This window comes from Aquirufa sp. ROCK2-A2 (assembly GCF_054558485.1).
In genome coordinates, this window is the sequence record NZ_JBPXKA010000010.1 from 41,024 (window position 1) to 58,710 (window position 17,687).

General features: G+C 36.7%; 15 protein-coding genes. 8 read left to right on the forward strand and 7 right to left on the reverse strand.

What is annotated here, in order from left to right; all coding sequences use genetic code 11:
• Positions 1-51 precede the first annotated feature (51 nt).
• Together V7S76_RS11765 and V7S76_RS11770 are read left to right on the forward strand one after the other, a co-directional pair.
• Positions 52-600 carry a hypothetical protein gene (locus tag V7S76_RS11765; RefSeq protein ID WP_459510315.1) on the forward strand — a complete coding sequence of 183 codons (549 nt, stop codon included), beginning with the start codon at positions 52-54 and terminating at the stop codon, positions 598-600.
• Positions 601-894: 294 nt separating this feature from the next.
• Positions 895-1,515 carry a hypothetical protein gene (locus V7S76_RS11770; RefSeq protein WP_459510316.1) on the forward strand — a complete coding sequence of 207 codons (621 nt, stop codon included), beginning with the start codon at positions 895-897 and terminating at the stop codon, positions 1,513-1,515.
• 5 nt (positions 1,516-1,520) lie between these two features.
• Here the strand turns inward: V7S76_RS11770 and V7S76_RS11775 are convergent, their stop codons facing one another.
• Together V7S76_RS11775 and V7S76_RS11780 are read right to left on the reverse strand one after the other, a co-directional pair.
• Positions 1,521-4,454, reverse strand: coding sequence for an AMP-binding protein (locus V7S76_RS11775; RefSeq protein ID WP_459510317.1), 2,934 nt, complete (start codon positions 4,452-4,454; stop codon positions 1,521-1,523).
• A gap of 3 nt (positions 4,455-4,457) precedes the next feature.
• Positions 4,458-5,480, reverse strand: coding sequence for a hypothetical protein (locus tag V7S76_RS11780; protein ID WP_459510318.1), 1,023 nt, complete (start codon positions 5,478-5,480; stop codon positions 4,458-4,460).
• Positions 5,481-5,656: 176 nt separating this feature from the next.
• On the opposite strand from V7S76_RS11780, the gene V7S76_RS11785 reads away from it, so the two are divergent.
• Positions 5,657-6,691, forward strand: a complete 1,035-nt coding sequence (locus tag V7S76_RS11785) for a prenyltransferase/squalene oxidase repeat-containing protein (RefSeq protein ID WP_459510319.1) — start codon at positions 5,657-5,659, stop codon at positions 6,689-6,691.
• A 30-nt stretch (positions 6,692-6,721) separates the two neighbouring features.
• Here V7S76_RS11785 and V7S76_RS11790 read toward each other — a convergent pair whose 3' ends face one another.
• The 3 genes from V7S76_RS11790 to V7S76_RS11800 are packed head-to-tail and all read right to left on the reverse strand — an operon-like array spanning position 6,722 to position 9,844.
• Positions 6,722-7,714, reverse strand: coding sequence for a UbiA prenyltransferase family protein (locus V7S76_RS11790; RefSeq protein WP_459510320.1), 993 nt, complete (start codon positions 7,712-7,714; stop codon positions 6,722-6,724).
• Between the two features lie 5 nt (positions 7,715-7,719).
• Positions 7,720-8,688 carry a glycosyltransferase family 2 protein gene (locus V7S76_RS11795; RefSeq protein WP_459510321.1) on the reverse strand — a complete coding sequence of 323 codons (969 nt, stop codon included), beginning with the start codon at positions 8,686-8,688 and terminating at the stop codon, positions 7,720-7,722.
• A complete protein-coding gene (locus tag V7S76_RS11800) occupies positions 8,681-9,844 on the reverse strand; it encodes a glycosyltransferase family 4 protein (RefSeq protein WP_459510323.1) in 1,164 nt (387 codons plus the stop codon). Before V7S76_RS11800 ends, V7S76_RS11795 begins: the two co-directional genes overlap by 8 nt.
• 244 nt (positions 9,845-10,088) lie before the next feature.
• Here V7S76_RS11800 and V7S76_RS11805 point away from each other — a divergent pair, with 244 nt between their 5' ends.
• The 5 genes from V7S76_RS11805 to V7S76_RS11825 all read left to right on the forward strand — a co-directional run bounded on the left by V7S76_RS11805 (position 10,089) and on the right by V7S76_RS11825 (position 13,943).
• Positions 10,089-10,586, forward strand: coding sequence for a helix-turn-helix domain-containing protein (locus V7S76_RS11805; RefSeq protein ID WP_459510324.1), 498 nt, complete (start codon positions 10,089-10,091; stop codon positions 10,584-10,586).
• An 8-nt stretch (positions 10,587-10,594) separates the two neighbouring features.
• On the forward strand, positions 10,595-10,840 hold the full coding sequence (locus V7S76_RS11810) for a hypothetical protein (protein WP_459510326.1): 246 nt from the start codon (positions 10,595-10,597) through the stop codon (positions 10,838-10,840).
• A 95-nt stretch (positions 10,841-10,935) separates the two neighbouring features.
• On the forward strand, positions 10,936-11,550 hold the full coding sequence (locus tag V7S76_RS11815) for a class I SAM-dependent methyltransferase (protein ID WP_459510327.1): 615 nt from the start codon (positions 10,936-10,938) through the stop codon (positions 11,548-11,550).
• 150 nt (positions 11,551-11,700) lie between these two features.
• Positions 11,701-13,557 carry a sialate O-acetylesterase gene (locus V7S76_RS11820; RefSeq protein WP_459510328.1) on the forward strand — a complete coding sequence of 619 codons (1,857 nt, stop codon included), beginning with the start codon at positions 11,701-11,703 and terminating at the stop codon, positions 13,555-13,557.
• 14 nt (positions 13,558-13,571) lie between these two features.
• Positions 13,572-13,943 carry a DUF2200 domain-containing protein gene (locus V7S76_RS11825; protein ID WP_459510329.1) on the forward strand — a complete coding sequence of 124 codons (372 nt, stop codon included), beginning with the start codon at positions 13,572-13,574 and terminating at the stop codon, positions 13,941-13,943.
• Between the two features lie 26 nt (positions 13,944-13,969).
• On the opposite strand, the gene V7S76_RS11830 is transcribed toward V7S76_RS11825, so the two are convergent.
• Together V7S76_RS11830 and V7S76_RS11835 are read right to left on the reverse strand one after the other, a co-directional pair.
• Positions 13,970-14,899: an alpha/beta hydrolase gene (locus tag V7S76_RS11830; RefSeq protein WP_459510331.1), complete on the reverse strand. Its 930-nt coding sequence runs from the start codon at positions 14,897-14,899 to the stop codon at positions 13,970-13,972.
• A gap of 3 nt (positions 14,900-14,902) precedes the next feature.
• On the reverse strand, positions 14,903-17,686 hold the full coding sequence (locus V7S76_RS11835) for an alpha-amylase family glycosyl hydrolase (protein WP_459510332.1): 2,784 nt from the start codon (positions 17,684-17,686) through the stop codon (positions 14,903-14,905).
• Position 17,687 lies beyond the last annotated feature (1 nt).

Genomic DNA, 17,687 nt, shown 5'->3' on the forward strand with positions numbered 1-17,687 from the left:
AATGATACTTATATTTGGGGAAAATAACAATTTCTAAATTTTAACATCCTTATGAAAAAATTACTATTATCCCTGATGGTCGCTGCAACCATGTTTGCTTGTTCATCACCAGAACCAAAAACGGCGGAAGTGACAACTTCTGACACAGAAACAGGTACTTTTACATCGCAAGATGACAAGTCAAAGAAAGTAAAGGAACTTTTAGAAGCCTACATGAAGAATGATTCTTCCAAGATTTACGATTATTACGTTGATACAGTGAAGATTTATGATCAAATGGGGAATCACCAAGAAAATGGAAAAACCATTGCTAATCCGGGAGGCAGATCAGGTTTTGCAGCAAATGAGCGCATGAATCACGACTATTTTACCGATATCAATGTAACAACAGATAACATCAAGACCTTTGTTTTTGCCGATGGCAGAGTTCATACGGGTGTTTGGTGTATGTGGACGGGTAAAGGTAAATTTTCCAATAAAGATATTACTTGTCCTTTGCACCTAGCATTTATTTGGGAAGGAGATAAAGTAGTAAGCGAATACCGCTTTTTTGACCCAACGGCTTTGAAAGAAGAAGTGGCTACCTCACAAAAGAAATAAGCGTATTAGGTTAATATTCTGCCATTTTTGTGGATTTTCGAATCTCATACATGTAGGGTTTGAATGACAAAGGGGACAAATTCGTCCCCTTTTTTTATAATTAGAAGTTTGTATACCGTTGATTATTCTTTAAGTGTTATATTTTCAACCTTTTAGTTACGATTAATGAGCAATAGTAAGTTGGTCATTAATAAATTCTTCATTTAGTTTTTTCGATCCCTACCTATAAATAAAAACCCATTTGTGGTGGGGCATCTTTTTTTTAGCTTTGCATAAGATTCCTTGGATAGCTAAATGAAGGTACATATTTTAAATGGCGATTGTCTACAAGAAACGCTACAAGCAGAAAATGCCTTGATAGTTAGGGAAATGCTCGTAGAGGGACCCATTGAGTTCGAAAATTGGGAAGTATTTTTCACTAAAAGAGCTATTTATTTAGACAAAACCTATTCCATTCCTGCTGAAGAATATCAAATAAAATCTGTCGAAGAATTCAATCAGATGCGACAAATCGCTAATCATGCAGAGGTGTTTCTTTGGTTCGATTACGACTTATTTTGTTTCGTTAATTTTCTATTTGTTCTTCAAATACTGAGTCAGAATAAAACATTGAAATTATTCCTTGTTCGTCCATTACGAAAAAGGGAATATCGAATTTGGAAGGGATTTGGTCAACACACAAAAGCCGATTTAATGCAGGCTTATTCCCAAAATATTCCTCTTCCAAGGAAAGAGGTAAACGACCTTTTAGGCATTTGGAGAAAATTGGGGAAAAAGTCAGTGATCAAACATCACCAGCATATTCCTTTTTTGCACAAACATCTGAGTGATTTTACCTTGTACTCACAAGCAAAAAAAATACAAGCTCGTTGGGGTTTTACGGAAGGGCAAATTAATCGCATACTCAATCAATAATGTGCCTATTTTTCTGGAAATTCATGTTTTATTCTTTTTCTCCATTCGACTTTTATCATAGCCGAAAGAACATCAAATGCTAAGATAAAATGTTTGATCAAAGGCGCTTTCGGTTGGTCATGCAATTTATTTATCCTTGCTAAGCTAATTTCAATGGCCAATATATTTAAAGGATATATTTTTGGAATATTTTCACTGAATAGCCAATGGGTATTCCGGCTAATCCGATTATTCAAATAATGGATAATTCTTGAATTGGGCCATTTTTTCAACGCAAAACACATTAATTCCTTACATTTTTTCGCATCTTTTTCTAGGGCCATTAAAAATAGGCTTGTAAGGAAATGGTCTTGTTGGAACATTTCAGGCGACTCTGTAAATTCTGATAATACCTTCGCCAAGGAAACCCGACAACCATTTAAAGCTCGAAAAATGTGCACACCAAGTAGGTCAGGTGCATGCTCGCTTATTTTTATATAATTGCTAGTTTCCGTATTATTCAGGAAACTATTCAGAGTATCTTTTGCCATCCCTAGCATATTCCATTTTTGCATCTCCAAATGATCAACTGTCGGAAGCTCAATCAATAATTGGATAGGATCATTTGCATTCCATGAAGATGTGCCAATTCCTTCAAAACCAACCAATGGTAAGCCTTGTCTACGTATATGAATAACCGTTGGTTGTGAGGATTCTTTGTCAAGATTCAAGGCTTTTGTGAGTGCCCGAGTTTTGAATTTTTTAAGTCGATGCAGCGCAGGGGCATCAACCATGATTACAAATTTAGGACAATGAGGCGTATCAGCTAAAAGTCGAGACACCAGCCAGGCCAATCCTCCTGCAAAAGAATATCCGAAAATGATATTAGGAGTTGGAATCGTACCGGCTTGAATACCTTCCACGATATCAAATGCGACTTTTTTTAACTTGTTAGGATCAAGTAAAGATTCTCCTTTCAAGGGGATGTTGACCACCCAAATATCATGGTCATCCAAGAATCCTGCCTGCTTAAATGGATAAGCGGTTGACCACCCATCGTAGGCAGGCATGGCTAATGCTACCCCTTTAGTTGTATGTAAACTTGGCCAAAAGAAATCTGCATCTAGTTTTTTATTCTTTTCTTTTTCAGTTAGAGGAGGTGTTTCAATTTGAAGAATAGCAGCTAAGGCACTCAAGGTGCTATTCTCTCGAAATTCTTCTAAGGGTATTCGATGTCCAAAATGTTGTTCTATTTCAACAGATAGCATCATCAGGCTAAGCGAGTCGCCACCAAGCGCAAAGAAGGTTCCCTTTTGTCTATGCGCTCCTTTCCATAATATGGAATCCCATAATGTACATAGGCGGACAAAATCGTCTTTTTCTAAAATGTCTATTGGGATTTCGGAAGAATGTGGAACTTGATTCATGAGTGTCATATAATCAACTTTCCCACCTGCTAATAATGGAATTTGTGGTACAAGTAAGATACTTTTTGGAATCATATAATCTGGCAAACGGGAAGCAAGCCAGGTATGTGCTTTTTCTGCAGAGACATTTTTCTCGGCAGAAATAAATCCGTAAAGATTAGATGTCTCCTGCTTTTTCTGCTCAACTACTGCAGCAGCAGTGACACCGGGTATTGAACGCATTTCATTCTCAACTTCCGTTAGAAATACCCGATTGCCGCGAATTTTGACCATTCTACCCATGCGCCCAAGGTGAATGAGGTTGCCATCCGCCTTTTGCTGTACGATATCTCCTGTGGCATAAACCCGATCTTCAATATTTTCTTCGAATAAAGTAAAACGTTCTTTATGGATTTTGCCATCATGTAAATCTCCTAATGCATGAAAAGCAGATCGGATCAAAAGCTCACCAAAACCATTATTTTCTTTCTCATTTTCAAGAGGACGAATCGCATAGGAAGCATGAGGGTATATTTTTCCAATTGGAATCGTTGATTCTTCTGGAAATAGCGTATCATCTGTGTTGCTCCAAATGAATAATGCACTTTCTGTACTACCATAAATATTTTGTATCAGGCTTTCTGGTTTTAAAAGTGATTTTGCTAACCTAAGATCATTTTCTAAAAGGGGTTCTCCAGAAAAACGGACTCCATCGAGAAGGCTTAATGCGTCAAACGCTTGTGGTAAAATGGCAAGTTTACGAAACAAAGAAGGCGTAAAACGTACATGGCGTGCACCTTGTTGAGTGATAGCTTGTAGGATAGCATCAAAGCCTTTTGATTTTATATCTGCAAGACACAGGGAGCCTCCAGAAAGCAGAAATACCAAAGCATGATGCAGGAAACCGTAATTTCCGTGTGAGCTAGCAATCATTACTCTAGCACCTAGTGGGATCTGCATTTGTTTGATGGAACTCTGAACCTTTACCTGCATCGTTTTTGTGCTATACACAATCAGTTTGGGTTTTCCAGTCGAGCCAGAGGTTGGAAATATCATTGCAGGTTCATCGGAACGAAGTCCTTGATTTTCTTGAATAATTCCCATCCGTCCATCGGAGATTAGAAATTTTTCTTTGGGGAAATTCAATAGAATTTGGGAAGTCTTATGATCTCCAATCACTAAGGCACATCGGGAATTTTCAATTATTTCAAGTAGACGAGCTGGTGGATGATCCGGTTCTAGAAGAACAAAAGGTCTTCCTGCTATGGAGCAAGCAAACCATGCTGCAATTGCATCAAAATCAAGGGATTGTAACAAAGCAATAGGCCCTGGAGCAATTGCCGCCTCACTAATTTCTTCGGCTAGTCCAGCTGCCCGTTCTGCTAATTCTTGAAAATTATAGGTTTTTTCGTTGCTAACAATGGCAATAGATTTTGGCCAAATGCTTGCAGCTTTGGCCAATGATTTGGGCAGGGATTCAAAGATGATATTTTCACCAAGTGGAGAAAAAACAGAGGGATGCCAAATAAGATCATTAAGTTTTACAGAGTCCAATGCTTATGAATGATTAGTTATGGCCCAATTAAATTCATAATGGACACAGGTAAGACCCTGCTCTTTTACACTTTGGGATGTAATTAGTTTTGGACTAAGAACATTATTCGTATACTGAAAACCAAAGCTCCCATTTTGGATACGTATTGCACCACCTGGAAAAGGACGAAAAGAAAGCATGTCTGGATGAGCTATTTGTCTAAGCATGATGGCATCTTTTTCTCTAGCCAGGGGAGATAGATCTTCCTCCCATTTGGCCTCTGCTAACTGATAAAGGTCAGAACGAAACATGGCTTCTTGTTGGGTGCAAGAACGCCCTAAAAAACGTTCGACTATTTGATGTTCTTTTTCTGTCACAAGGGCAGTTGATGGAATGGATGAAGGGGAAAATTTCGGATTGTATCCTGAAAGTTCTGATTGCAGAAGGACACGAAGCTTTTTTTCTGCGCCAATTAATTGGATCATGTCTCTCAATTTTTTAGCATAATTTTCTGTATCAATGAGGGGTATTTCATTCACCCAATGTGCGACACCATTGTTTAAAACAATATTAAACTCAATTCCAGGTTCATAAACAGCATCCATTTTATTTTTCAATAAAGTAATTTGATACAGAAGCATTAATTCTGTTAGATCCGGTTCAAAAATCAAGGATTGCTTATTTGGGAACGATGAAGCACGATAGCCTCCATTGTACAAAAGAAAAAATCGAATGGGGGAATGATTGGTTATTTGTCTAAGAAGTGTATTTTTAAGCTCGGGAATCAGTTGACTCAAACTACTTTTCGATTGAAAATTAAAAATTCGATGGGTAAGTATTTTAATAATTTGATTTGATAGAACCTCCGGATTAGCAATGAACTGTTGTTGATGATTTGATTGGGATGAAGACCAAACCTCTTTGAATAATTTGGTTTTCGTTTGTATCCATGTATTGACTAAATCTGTTTGTTCTTTATCAATGATTGAGTATCCATTGTCGAGCGAGGATAGAGAAGAAAGGGGTAAAATCAATGGATCTTTCATAGACGATAAAGGGATTAAAATAGCCTTTAATTTTAAATAAACTGTTTAATTGATTCATATTTCAAACAGGGTTAGATTTCCATTAGTTTATCTGAAAGATAGCTGATTTTATTGAATGTGTAATGAATATATAGATTTATCAGACAGGTATTAGTGGAGGAAATTTGAAAAAAATTATGAAAAATAACTTAAATCAAGCGATCGAGCGCGGGATAGCTTATTTAGAAGATCATCAATTACCCAATGGAGAATTTTTAATTTACATGTCGGGGGATGTTGCCATGCAAGGCTGGAATTTACCCGAAAGTTGTAACTTTCCCGCAGCCTTAATTGGGAATTGTTTATTAGGCTTAAAAAAGAGAGATAAAGTCGAACAAATTCTCTTAAACACCGCTAATTTTTTGAAATATCAAATAGATAGAGGAGGCATTTGGAATCACTATACCATTCTTCATCGTTTGAGAAATATATGTCCAAATGATGTTGATGATACGGCTTGCATTTCTGTCTTTTTAAAAACAATGAATTTCGATTTCCCAATGTATCGTAATCAACAATTGATATTGGACAATCGCCGAGGGGATGGTTTATTTTATACGTGGATAACCTTTCGATTACGACCGAATAGCAATGTAGTGTATTGGTATTATGCCCTCAAAGAGTTGAAATACCTGTTTAGAAGCCTAATTTTTTGGTATAAGTTTGAGTGTTCAAGATATGACGTGGATACCGTTGTTAATTCCAATGTGTTATTTTATTTAGGTAAAAGAAAAGAGACGGAACCTATCATAGCTCATTTAATCCAAGTTATTAAGGAAAATAAAGTGGATCATTGTGATAAATGGTATCACAGTCCTTTAATTATCTATTATTTCATTTCAAGGAATATTCATGCAGGAATTAGTGAATTACAAGAAATTCAACCCGAATTGATCAAAAGAATCGTATCGAAATCGCTTAATAATGGATCTTTTGGCGAATCGGAATTGGAAACAGCTGTGGCTATTTCTTCTTTGATTTACCTCGATTACCTGGGACCCGAAGTAGAAAAAGGAATCAATTATCTGATAGAAACTCAATCAGAAAGAGGTCATTGGAAGAGGTGGGGCTATTATTTTGGAGGTCCCAAAAAACTTGTATGTTGGGGATCGGAAGAATTAACCTCCGCTTTTTGTTTGGAAGCTCTAGGACTATATGAAAATCTATGTTAAAAAAATAAAGCAAATAGGATGGATTAAAACTTAAATAAACCTTTTTATTCGCATCATCAAAAGGATGTTTTTCAATAAGATTTTAAGTTTAAAGGGGAAAAATAGTACATGAAAAGGGATTAAAATGAGGCAAATGGGATTTTCAATACTACAAGAAATAATAAGAGAAAAAGGCAATAGAATTTGATAGTAATCACTTAAAAAAATAGGCGAATTTTTATCATTTGTAAGTATTAAAATGACTTCTTGATTAAGTTTTTTGTAGCCAATGAGTAGGATGAAATAAACAGCTAGAGCTACTAAAGGGAGAATTTCACCTACAGTGATAAGTATAATAACCAGCATACCCAATTCCATTAGCGCAATAACTTTTTCGGCATGTTTCATGGATGATATTTGAATTTTGCCCGCAAAGGTCGGATGATTGATGGAGAGGTCATTTTCTCTATCCAAAAACTGATGCCACAAAATACCACGAAGTCCATATAGAAATGACCAAAATCCAATCATTGATAACCAAAAAAGGTCGAATGCTTGGCCCATTTTATCAGTCATAGAGGCCACGATAAACAAACTCACAAAAAGATGCGCTCCTCCAGCATCTGCCATAACCCCTAAGAGACCTTTGTTTTTTAAACGAAATGGAGGAATGGAATATAGCATAAATGCCAAATAGGTTGAAAGGCAAAAACAAAGTGTCAGGATGGAGTCAACAAAAATGTAACTAATACTGATGCTTGTGATAAACGAAATCAACAATATAAGCGTTCTTTTGAAGGGACTAAATGGGGCCAACCTATTCGATTTCTGGCTAGCTAAATCGTAGGTTAAATCAGTATAATCGTTTAAAATACTCACGAAAACGGCACCTAATGCGATAGCTAAAATTAAAAACAATAGCCAAACAAAATGCGCCAATATATTTTCATTATAATGGTTTACTGTCATATAGCCAACAACTAGCAAAGGAACTATTTTGGGTTCCCACCAATCGTTTGCCCTAATTAGAGAAGCAATCTTCATTTATATTACGTTATATCCGTCTTTTCTAAAGGTTTATTTTTTACTATTTTATTTACTAGTTGGAAGAATATATGAACCGAATGCCTCGGATGTTCGGAAAATGCTTTAAACAGATAAGAAATAGATTTTTTTAGATTTTTATCGCTCAACAATGATTCTTTTGAAGCATTCATTAAATTCAAGATATAATGTTTTTCTAAGACTTTAACTTCTGATATGCTTAGAAGTGGTCTGTATCTATTGAGTAGATTCAAATTATCTTGAACAAATAATCTTAAAAGGTTCAATTTGTTTCTTCCATCGTAAATATTGTCACCATTCACATTTTTTTTCCATAATGGTTCAGTGGTGTACGCTGCCTTGGTTTCTTCGTTCAAAATAATATCCAAAAGCATACACCAATCATCTGCAATGTTCATATGTTCATTCCAGCCTATTTTCTTTAACGTTTTTGCTCTAATTACAAGAGAAGAGGAAGGTGAGACGCAGCCTTCCAGATAAATTTGTCTTAAATCACTCGACTCTAAATTTACCCAAACATTACCTGTCCTTGGCAAATGTGCAGGTAGGTATTGATATCTTGAAAGAAATTCAAAATAGGCTTCGCTGTCATATTGTTGTTGCCAATTGGCAAATGCAAAGTCTAAATGATTTTCTTCGATATAGGTAATTATTTTTTCTAGAAAATGTTCTTCCCAACTATCATCTGAATCGAGCGATGCAATAAATGTCCCATTGGCGTGTTTTAAACCTGCATTACGGGCAGAGGCTTGTCCTCCATTTGTTTTATAAATATAAATAGCCTGCGGAAAATGGCTAATCAATTGTTTCGTATCATCCGTTGATCCATCATCCACAATGATAAGTTCAATATGTTGATAGGTTTGATTAAGCACACTTTTGATGGCATTTCCCACCACATGCCTGCGATTATACGTTGGAATGATGACAGAAATTAATGGCGAATTATTCATGTGTAATTGAAATTATTTGATTGGCAAAATCAATTTCTGCATTGCTTATTATTTGATTCTTCAGGTAATTAGAAGCTTCTATCCCGATAGATTCCCATCGATGACGATTTTCCCATGCTTTTTCTAATGTTTGTTCAAAACCACTTTCGGTAGCATCACCTATAAAACCAGTTACTTCATCTTCCACAATTTCCATTGTCCCACCAGCTTTTGTCGCAATGATGGTTCTTCCAGCAGCCATTGCTTCCAAAATGACCAGTGGCATACCCTCGCTTCTTGACGGCAATACCAAGGCGTGATGTTCTAACCAAATTTGTTGTATATCTTCTTGAAAGCCCAAAAACGCCACATTTTTTATATCTAGCAAATTCGCCATGGCTTTTAGACCTTCTTCATCAGGCCCTGATCCAATTAATGATACTTGTAGATTTCTCTGTTTCCATTTTTCCTTGGCCAATATTCTAAAAAGGATATCTTGCCCTTTGTCAATGATAAATAAACGCCCAATTAAGGCTAATTTGAATCCAAATGAAGTGCTTGGATAGGGTAGTATTGTCTTGCTAAGTTTATTAGGATTCGAAATTATTTCCGAATTGCTAAATCGAAAACCAAATTGTTCTTCGGTTAAGTTTTTATTGTGATGTGAGACAAAAAAGCACTTTTTGGCATGTTGAAATACATGAATCATGTTGGCCCTTTCATTTTTGGGTGGCCAATAAAATTCAACGGCTTTTTGAGAAACAATCACAAATTCAACTTGCTGTTTTAAACAGATATTTCCGTAGGAAAGACCATCAAAATTGATGGCTTGCGAAATAATAACAAGTTGTGGTTTTTGCCTCTTGAGGTATTTTTCAAACCTGTGTAATTGGAAATTTGTTGCGGGTTTAAAAAGTCTAAAATAAGCGGTAACGAAAAGCTTAAAAATTCGATGCAGCGTTTTATTAAGCTCAAAAAATGAAACATTGGCTTCTTTTAATTGTGCGATTCTTTTGTGTTTAAGATTGACGTGTTCTTTTAAAACGGTTATCGAAAAACCTTCTTTTTGTAAGTAGGGAGTACTCAATGCCCATAATTCTTCACATCCTCCCCAATCATCTACAATGGTAGAAACAATCGCGATGTGTTTTTGCTGATTTTTTGGAGAATTATCCATTTGGCTCATCTTGAGTAGATTCAGGTGTTGTTTTAGATTTGTTGACTAAAATCAGCAAGCTTTTTCAGTGATTATTCGACAGATGAATGAACTTGTTGACCTTTCTAGATCGTGCAATTGTCGCTCATTAGGGAAGGTCAGCCTGTAAAATACCATGGTAAGATTTAAGATATAAGATAGATTTAAACCCTAAAAATAACCTTTTTTTATTTCAAAAATGAGCGTTTACAATTGTTTAAATTTTTTGGAATTATTTATTTTTTCATCTTCTGTAGGTATTATTGCATTATCGACGCCAAAATGTCGCTCATATGACGCCTATTTGTCAAAAAAATCTCGTTCACTTATATCATATTTGCAAATGGAATTGGGTCAAAGATTAAAAGAGATCAGAACATTTCGAAATTATACTCAAAAAGAACTTTCCGAACAGTCCGGTTTAACACTGAGAACGATTCAGCGAATTGAGAATAATGAGGTAAAACCAAGTCTTCATTCATTGAAAGCGATTGGAGCAGTTTTGAAAACAGATTTGTCCGAATTCGATCATAAATCGGATACCAAACCATATGAATTTACTATTTACTTTAAAATCACAGATATGAATCAGTTAATGAATGACCTTAAAGCGCTGGTAAAAAACAATTGGAAAATTCTTCTTTGGATTATTCTAATTGTTTTTTTTATTTCGAATTATACCGATATTAAATCTGGACTCATGGACGGGTGGAATGCCAAGTAGTTTTCTAAATGATGACAACAAAATTCAACAAGTATATCTATTTGGCCTTAGTTATATTAGGCAGTTTTTATTTATTTGAAAAATCCATTGGACAAGCCCTCATTTCTTTAGGGATTGCCCTCGCGTTTGACCCTTTTCAGGTTGAACAAAAGTGGGATGACAGGCCAACATGGCAGAAAATGATTCTCTTGTTGCATCTTGCCATCGTTTTTGGTTTGATTTTTATTGAAATCTATCAATTGGTATTTCATTGAGTGAGATTGGGTATATTTTCTTAGCCATTTTCCCATCCATGTTTCGAGTGATATTTATCACATTTTTTGACAGAATTTTTGGCAAAATTTGCTGAATGAAGGAGAACATCAAAGAACATTGGGAAACTATTTATCAAACAAAACAGCCTCATGAAGTAAGTTGGACACAGGATATTCCAAAGGCTTCCTTGGACTACATTCATCAATTCAATGTCCCCAAAACAGCTAAAATCATTGATATTGGGGGTGGAGATAGCAAATTAGTAGATTGTCTACTGGCTGAAGGCTATACCCATCTTTCCGTGCTAGACATATCCGAATCAGCCATTCTAAGAGCTAAAGAAAGATTGGGTGAAGATGCTCATAAGGTAACATGGATTGTCTCTGATATTTTGGATTTTCATCCAACATCAACCTACGATGTTTGGCATGATAGAGCAGCATTTCATTTTCAAACCGAAACAGACAAAATAGATCAATATTTGGAAATAGTCAAAAATGCGGTTGACGGCATGGTGATTATCGGGACTTTTTCGCCAGATGGCCCCCAAAAATGCAGTGGTTTGGATATAAAACAATACGACGAAGATGGCATGAAAGAAAAATTCCAACAATCTAATTTTAAAAATTTAGCGTGTAAGCGGGAAGATCATATTACTCCCAATGGCGCCATTCAAAACTTTGTGTTTTGTAGCTTTCTCAAACAATAAGGATATCCCACTTTTGAATAATGTAAATGAAAGCCCAAAGTACAGTAACAATTCCCAACCATTAAACCCGAAAGGAAGGATCTTGTCATTTGTTTTTTATCAAAAAGAAACGAGTAATTTTATAAATTCTCTTTTCTTAATTTAAGTCAGATGAAAAAATATCTATTCCTATTAATCAGTTTTACTACTTTTTCTCAAATTAAATTACCTTCTATCGTAAGCAACGGCATGGTACTTCAGCGAGATACCCCTCTTAAAATTTGGGGTTGGGCGAAGCCAGGGCAGAAAATCACCGTTCAATTCAAAGGCCAGAAATTACATACCCTTACCGACTCAAAAGGCAATTGGCAAACCAAACTTTCCGCAACTTCAGCAGGAGGGCCTTATGTTATTCAGGTAAATGATATGGAAATCAAGGATATTTTGTTTGGAGATGTTTGGCTTTGTTCGGGGCAATCGAACATGGTGATTAACATGGAACGAGTAAAAGAAACGTATCCAGAGGATATTGCTTCGGCCAATTTTCCAAAGATTCGACATTTTTTCTTACCAACCGCTGTTTCAAAAGTAGAGGCTTTAGACCAATTACCTGCTAGTTCCTGGCTTTCCGTTAATCCTGAAAATGTATTAAAAATGGGTGCAGTAAGCTATTTTTTTGCTAGAGAACTGTACCAAAAATACCAAATCCCTATTGGAATCATCAATGCAAGTGTGGGAGGTTCGCCCATTGAATCTTGGATCAGCGAAGAAGGTTTAAAGCCCTTTCCTGATTTTCAAAAAGACACTACTAAAGCACCAACTGCGGCCGCCGTGTCCGTAAAATCCGCCGACCGAGGTTTGACAGAAAAATGGGCAGACCCTTTGTATAAGCCTAAAGGTTGGAAACGTTTTACCATTCCAGGTTTTTGGGAAGATCAAGGTCTGCATGAGCTAAATGGTGTCGTCTGGTTCAGAAGAGAAATAGAAATTCCAGCCTCTCTAGAGGGCTTAACGGCCAAATTATTTCTAGGGCGCATCGTGGATGCCGACCAAGTTTTTGTGAATGGTGTACAAGTGGGAAATATCACTTATCAATATCCTCCCAGACGATATGAAATCAAAAGCGGACTTTTAAAAACAGGGAAAAATGTGCTAGTAATTCGAGTAACGAATACCGCTGGGAAAGGAGGATTTGTGCCTGATAAACGTTATGAAATGATCGTCGGACATCAATCTTTTGATCTTCAGGGCGATTGGTCTTATAAGGTTGGGGAGGTTTTTCCTCCGAAGAAAGACATGCCTGCAGCTCCTATGTACACGCCTACTTCTCTGTATAATGCAATGATCGCTCCACTTCTTCCTATCTCATTGAAAGGAATTGTTTGGTATCAAGGAGAATCGAATGTGGGGAAACCTGAAATCTATGAACATCTTTTACCAGCTTTAGCCAAAGATTGGAGAACACAATTTAAACAATCCGAAATTCCATTTTTGTATGTTCAATTACCTGGATTTCAAGACCGCACATTTCTGCCAACAGAAAGTGCAATGGCTGTTTTACGGGAAGGACAATTGAAAAGCCTTTCAATCCCCAATAGCGGTATGGCTGTCGCACTGGATTTAGGCGAATGGAACGATATTCATCCTTTGAATAAAAAACCCATCGGAGAAAGACTCTCGAAAATAGCTAGAAAACTCGCCTACCAAGAATCCATAGTTTCCTCTGGCCCCATTTATCAATCCAATCAAATAGAAGGCCATCAAATCCGTCTCTTTTTTCGTGAATTGGGCAGTGGCTTGGCAATTAATCAAACAGATGAAGACGAATTGATGTATTTTTCCATTGCTGGAAAAGACAAAAAATTTGTTTGGGCCAAAGCGAAAATTGATCAAAATAATGTACTTGTTTGGAGTGATGAAATTAAAGAGCCCATGTATGTACGCTATGCTTGGGCGGATAATCCCGAAGGGGCCAATTTGATCAACAAGGAAGGATTTCCTGCATCTCCATTTCGTACCGACTTTTAAAAGAGCGAATCAATATGAAAGAGACCCCTTCTCATACCGAAAGAATTTATAAAATGCTTTTTTCGACTGTATATCCACTATACCTCGCTAAAATAGAGCGAAAAGGAAGAACAAAAGAGGAACTAAATCAAGTCATTGAATGGCTAACAGGCTATGATTCAGCTGATATTGAACGACTCGTCCAAGAAAATACAAGTTTTGAGGAGTTCTTCCAAATGGCCCAATTGAATCCCCAAGCGAATCTAATTACTGGACTCATTTGTGGCTATCGAATCGAAGATATTATAGATCCATTGACCAAAAAAGTGCGTTATTTAGATAAATTGGTGGATGATTTGGCCAAAGGCAAAAAGATCGAAAAAATGCTATCCTTCAAAAATCAATGATGAGAAAAAAAGCTAAGATGACTTCTTTATCGACTCGTTTTTCCCAACAAGAATAACATTGGAATATGGAGACGTTTGCTCCAAGATAATTCACTGTGATTGTCTCCAGGAAAAAATTGGGTTTGCCAATGCTTACTAGAAAAATGTTTCTTTTTCATCACTTCATCTACCTTTTTCTGCAAAGGAGGATATAATTCATCTAAGGTTTGATCCCCATAATCAAAATAAATTTGGTGTGTTTGGGGTTCAGGTAAATGAGTATTTAGATAACTTAAAAAAGCATTGGGGATTGGATTGTTCTCAACCGAAAAAGTGCCAGGCCAATGCGTACTTAAACAAGCGGCTCCACCAAAAACTGTCGGATATTCACAAATGGCATACAGGGAAATTAATCCACCCATGCTACTTCCCGCAATGAACGTATGATTTTTGTCGGGAAAGGTGGAATAGTTTTTGTCAATAAATGGCTTTAATTCCTTGACCAAAAATTGCAGATATTGATCGGAAATAGGCTGAAAAACCTCTTTCGTTCTTGAAGCTCTTTGCAAAGTGGCGGTAATTGAATCTCGCTCAATTTGGCTTAAGCTTTCATAGGGTTTTTGTGGAAAATATTCCGCGTGGCGCATCTTTTGTCCATTCCAAATTCCTACCACTATGACATCTTGGATTTTGTTTTCTATCAATAATTTCGAAAGCACATCATCTACCTCCCAACTTTGATGATTCCAAGTAATGCTGGAATCATACAGGCTTTGCCCATCTTGCATGTAGAGAACGGCGTATTTCTTTTTTTCTTGGTAGTTTTTTGGAAGCCAAATGTCAATGTTTCTTGCATCAACATACTTCGAAGAAAAGTTGGCTAATCGTTTTATTTGACCAGAAATTGGCTTTGGCATTTGCGAATATCCCCAATGATTTCCCACAACCAATAAAAGAAACAGAAAAAATCGATACATCGTCTATTCAACAATTAATTTACGAACTTCATTTCCTACTTGAATAAAATACATCCCAAAACCGGATAAATCCGTTTTAGCAAATTCATATTCATTTTTGGCATTTGGAACCTGAGCAATCTTTTTGTTTACCACCAATCGGCCTAAGTAATCGCTTATTTTTAAATCTACTTCTTTTTGATTGGTAGCCTCCCAGCTAACCCGAATAAGATCTTGGGCAGGATTGGGATAAACGGTTAAATTCAAATTCCGCTCTTTTTCGATTCCCAATACTTGGAAATTCGGGACATCCCAAGGAACTAAATTTAAGTTTTGATTATTCCATTCTTGGTTAACAAATAGGTGAAACTCGCCACTAACTAAACTAATCGGTACGGTTTTGTTCGTTACTTCAAACGATTTTCCTGTAAAATAATCATACCATTTACCTATTATAGGGAATGTAAAGGACAAGGATTGTGGTTCAGGTCCTGAATTAGCCAGTAATAAAACCTGATTATTTCCTTCTGTTAAGTTGATTTGTTTGACAACATTGGCCACATCCAATTTAAAGTCGCTGGTTTGGAAAATGGGTTTATTCAATCTTAAATTGGCCATTTGTTGGTAAACACCCAATAATTTAAGTCGTTGTTTATCTTCTAAATAATTCCAAAAAAGAGGTTTGGTGCCCGTACGTCCATTGGAATTAATGGAAATATCATAGCCTAATTCCCCAAATTGCCAGATCATTTTTGGGCCAGGAATCATGAAAAATAAGGCTGCTGCCATTTTCATTCGATCCAATTTTTCACTTTCTGTGAAGACTTTTCGAGCGGCCGAGCTGGCTATTTCCACCATCAAACGCTCTTCGTCATGACTTTCTATGTAATTTACCAAATTTGGCTTGCTGAAGCCCCTTGTTTTGTATGAAATCCAATCGTAATTAGTGGGATATGCTTGTATGATTTTGGTCATGTCAAATTTAGCATTTGCCCATAACATCATCCCATTATCTGCTAATTCCTTCTCTTCTGAATTGTCGGCAAAATGCTCCAAAATCACATAGGCATTGGTATCGTAGCTGCGAATTTTACTGTAAATCCTTTTCCAAAGCTTAATTCTGCTAGCATCGTATTTGCCCCATAAATCGACGTTCGTGCCAGAATTGATTTGAGTAAAGCCCTTCGACAAATCAAAACGGAAACCATCCATTTTGTATTCATTTAACCAATATTGACAAACAGTATCTACAAGCCATTGGGTATGCGGACTCTCATGATTAAAATCGAAGAATACGCTGAATGGATGGGTTGCCGTGACATTAAAAAAGGGACTATTGGCAGTAGGTTTTGTTCCATCCCAATACATTTTTACGTAGGGATTTTCCATATCAGCTTGATTCAGGACCATATCCAAAATAACAGCGATTCCATTTTCATGGCATTTGTCAATCAGATATTTCAAATCATTTTTAGTGCCATAAGCTTTATCCGGTGCGAAATAAAAGATGGGATTGTAGCCCCAAGAATCGTTTCCTGTGAATTCCATTACGGGCATTAATTCCAGGGCATTGATGCCTAATTTCTTCAAATAAGGCAGGGAGTCGGCCACCGTTACATAGCGTTTATCGGCTATAAAATCACGAACTAGCAATTCATAAATATTCAAATTGGATTGAGCTGGCCGAACAAAATTTTTGTTTTTCCATGGGTAGTCAACCTGACCTGTTGAAAAAACGGAAACGATTCCCGTAGCGCCAGCAGGATATTTCTTTAAATTTGGATAGGTTCTGTTGGGAATATATCCATCATTGTTGGGATCTAAGATTTTATCTGCCAAAGGATCTGCCACCCTAATATTTCCATCGATGTAAAACTGGTAAGCCAATTCTTGGCCAGAGGGGAAAGCGCCTAAATCAATCCAATAACGATTTTCATCTGGAGTTCTATTCATTAAGTAGGAGGGATTTACCTTCCAATTGGAAAACTCGCCAATGACGTAAACAAATGATTTTTGTGGCGCATAAAAGGACAGATACACTCGGTCTCCTATATAAGTAATGCCGTCCTTGACTCCCGCAGGGCGATCCTTAACGCTTACCTGTGGCTTAGTCAATATTTGAACCGAATCCTTGTAGGTAACATTTCCTGAGCTCAGGCTCAGAACAAATTGATATGATTTGCCTTGTTCAGACCCTAAGGAGTAGTTAACATTTACCGAGTCGGCGGCTGTTTGACTCCAAATAAGGGTATTTCCTTGTCTTAATTCTGCATTGGCTTTTGTCGAAAAAGAAGCTCGAATTTTGACGGTTTGATTGGCTTCGCTTAGGGTGAATTTTTCAAATGGAGACAACCATTTTACAGCCAAAGTTCCTGTAAACAGATTCAGTTGAAAATCCTCTGTTTGATTTTTTCCATCACCGCTTTTTAAGAGGAGTCCCAACTTGGCAATTGGGGTTCCATTGGGGACAGCATAATAGCTTCTTGGAATCATTTTGATGCTCCAAACATCATTTCCTAAAGGCGTCATTTTCCCTTTTTCAAATGGAGCAGAAAAATTGGATTGCCCGCTAGGTTGGAATTGAAAAGCATTTCCTGTTTCGGTTGAACCGGCACCCGACCACAAGTAAACGTCAGATGATTTGCCCAATAATCCAGTAGCTCTTGAGTCCTTGGCTTTTTTTAGGTCAACAATGATGGTTATTTCATTATCTCCATTGGGAAAAAGCTCTTGGGTCGTTACCTGACCAAGAGCTTTTAAATGGAAAATAAATAGGAATAGAAAGTATAATGGTTTTTTGAATGGCATT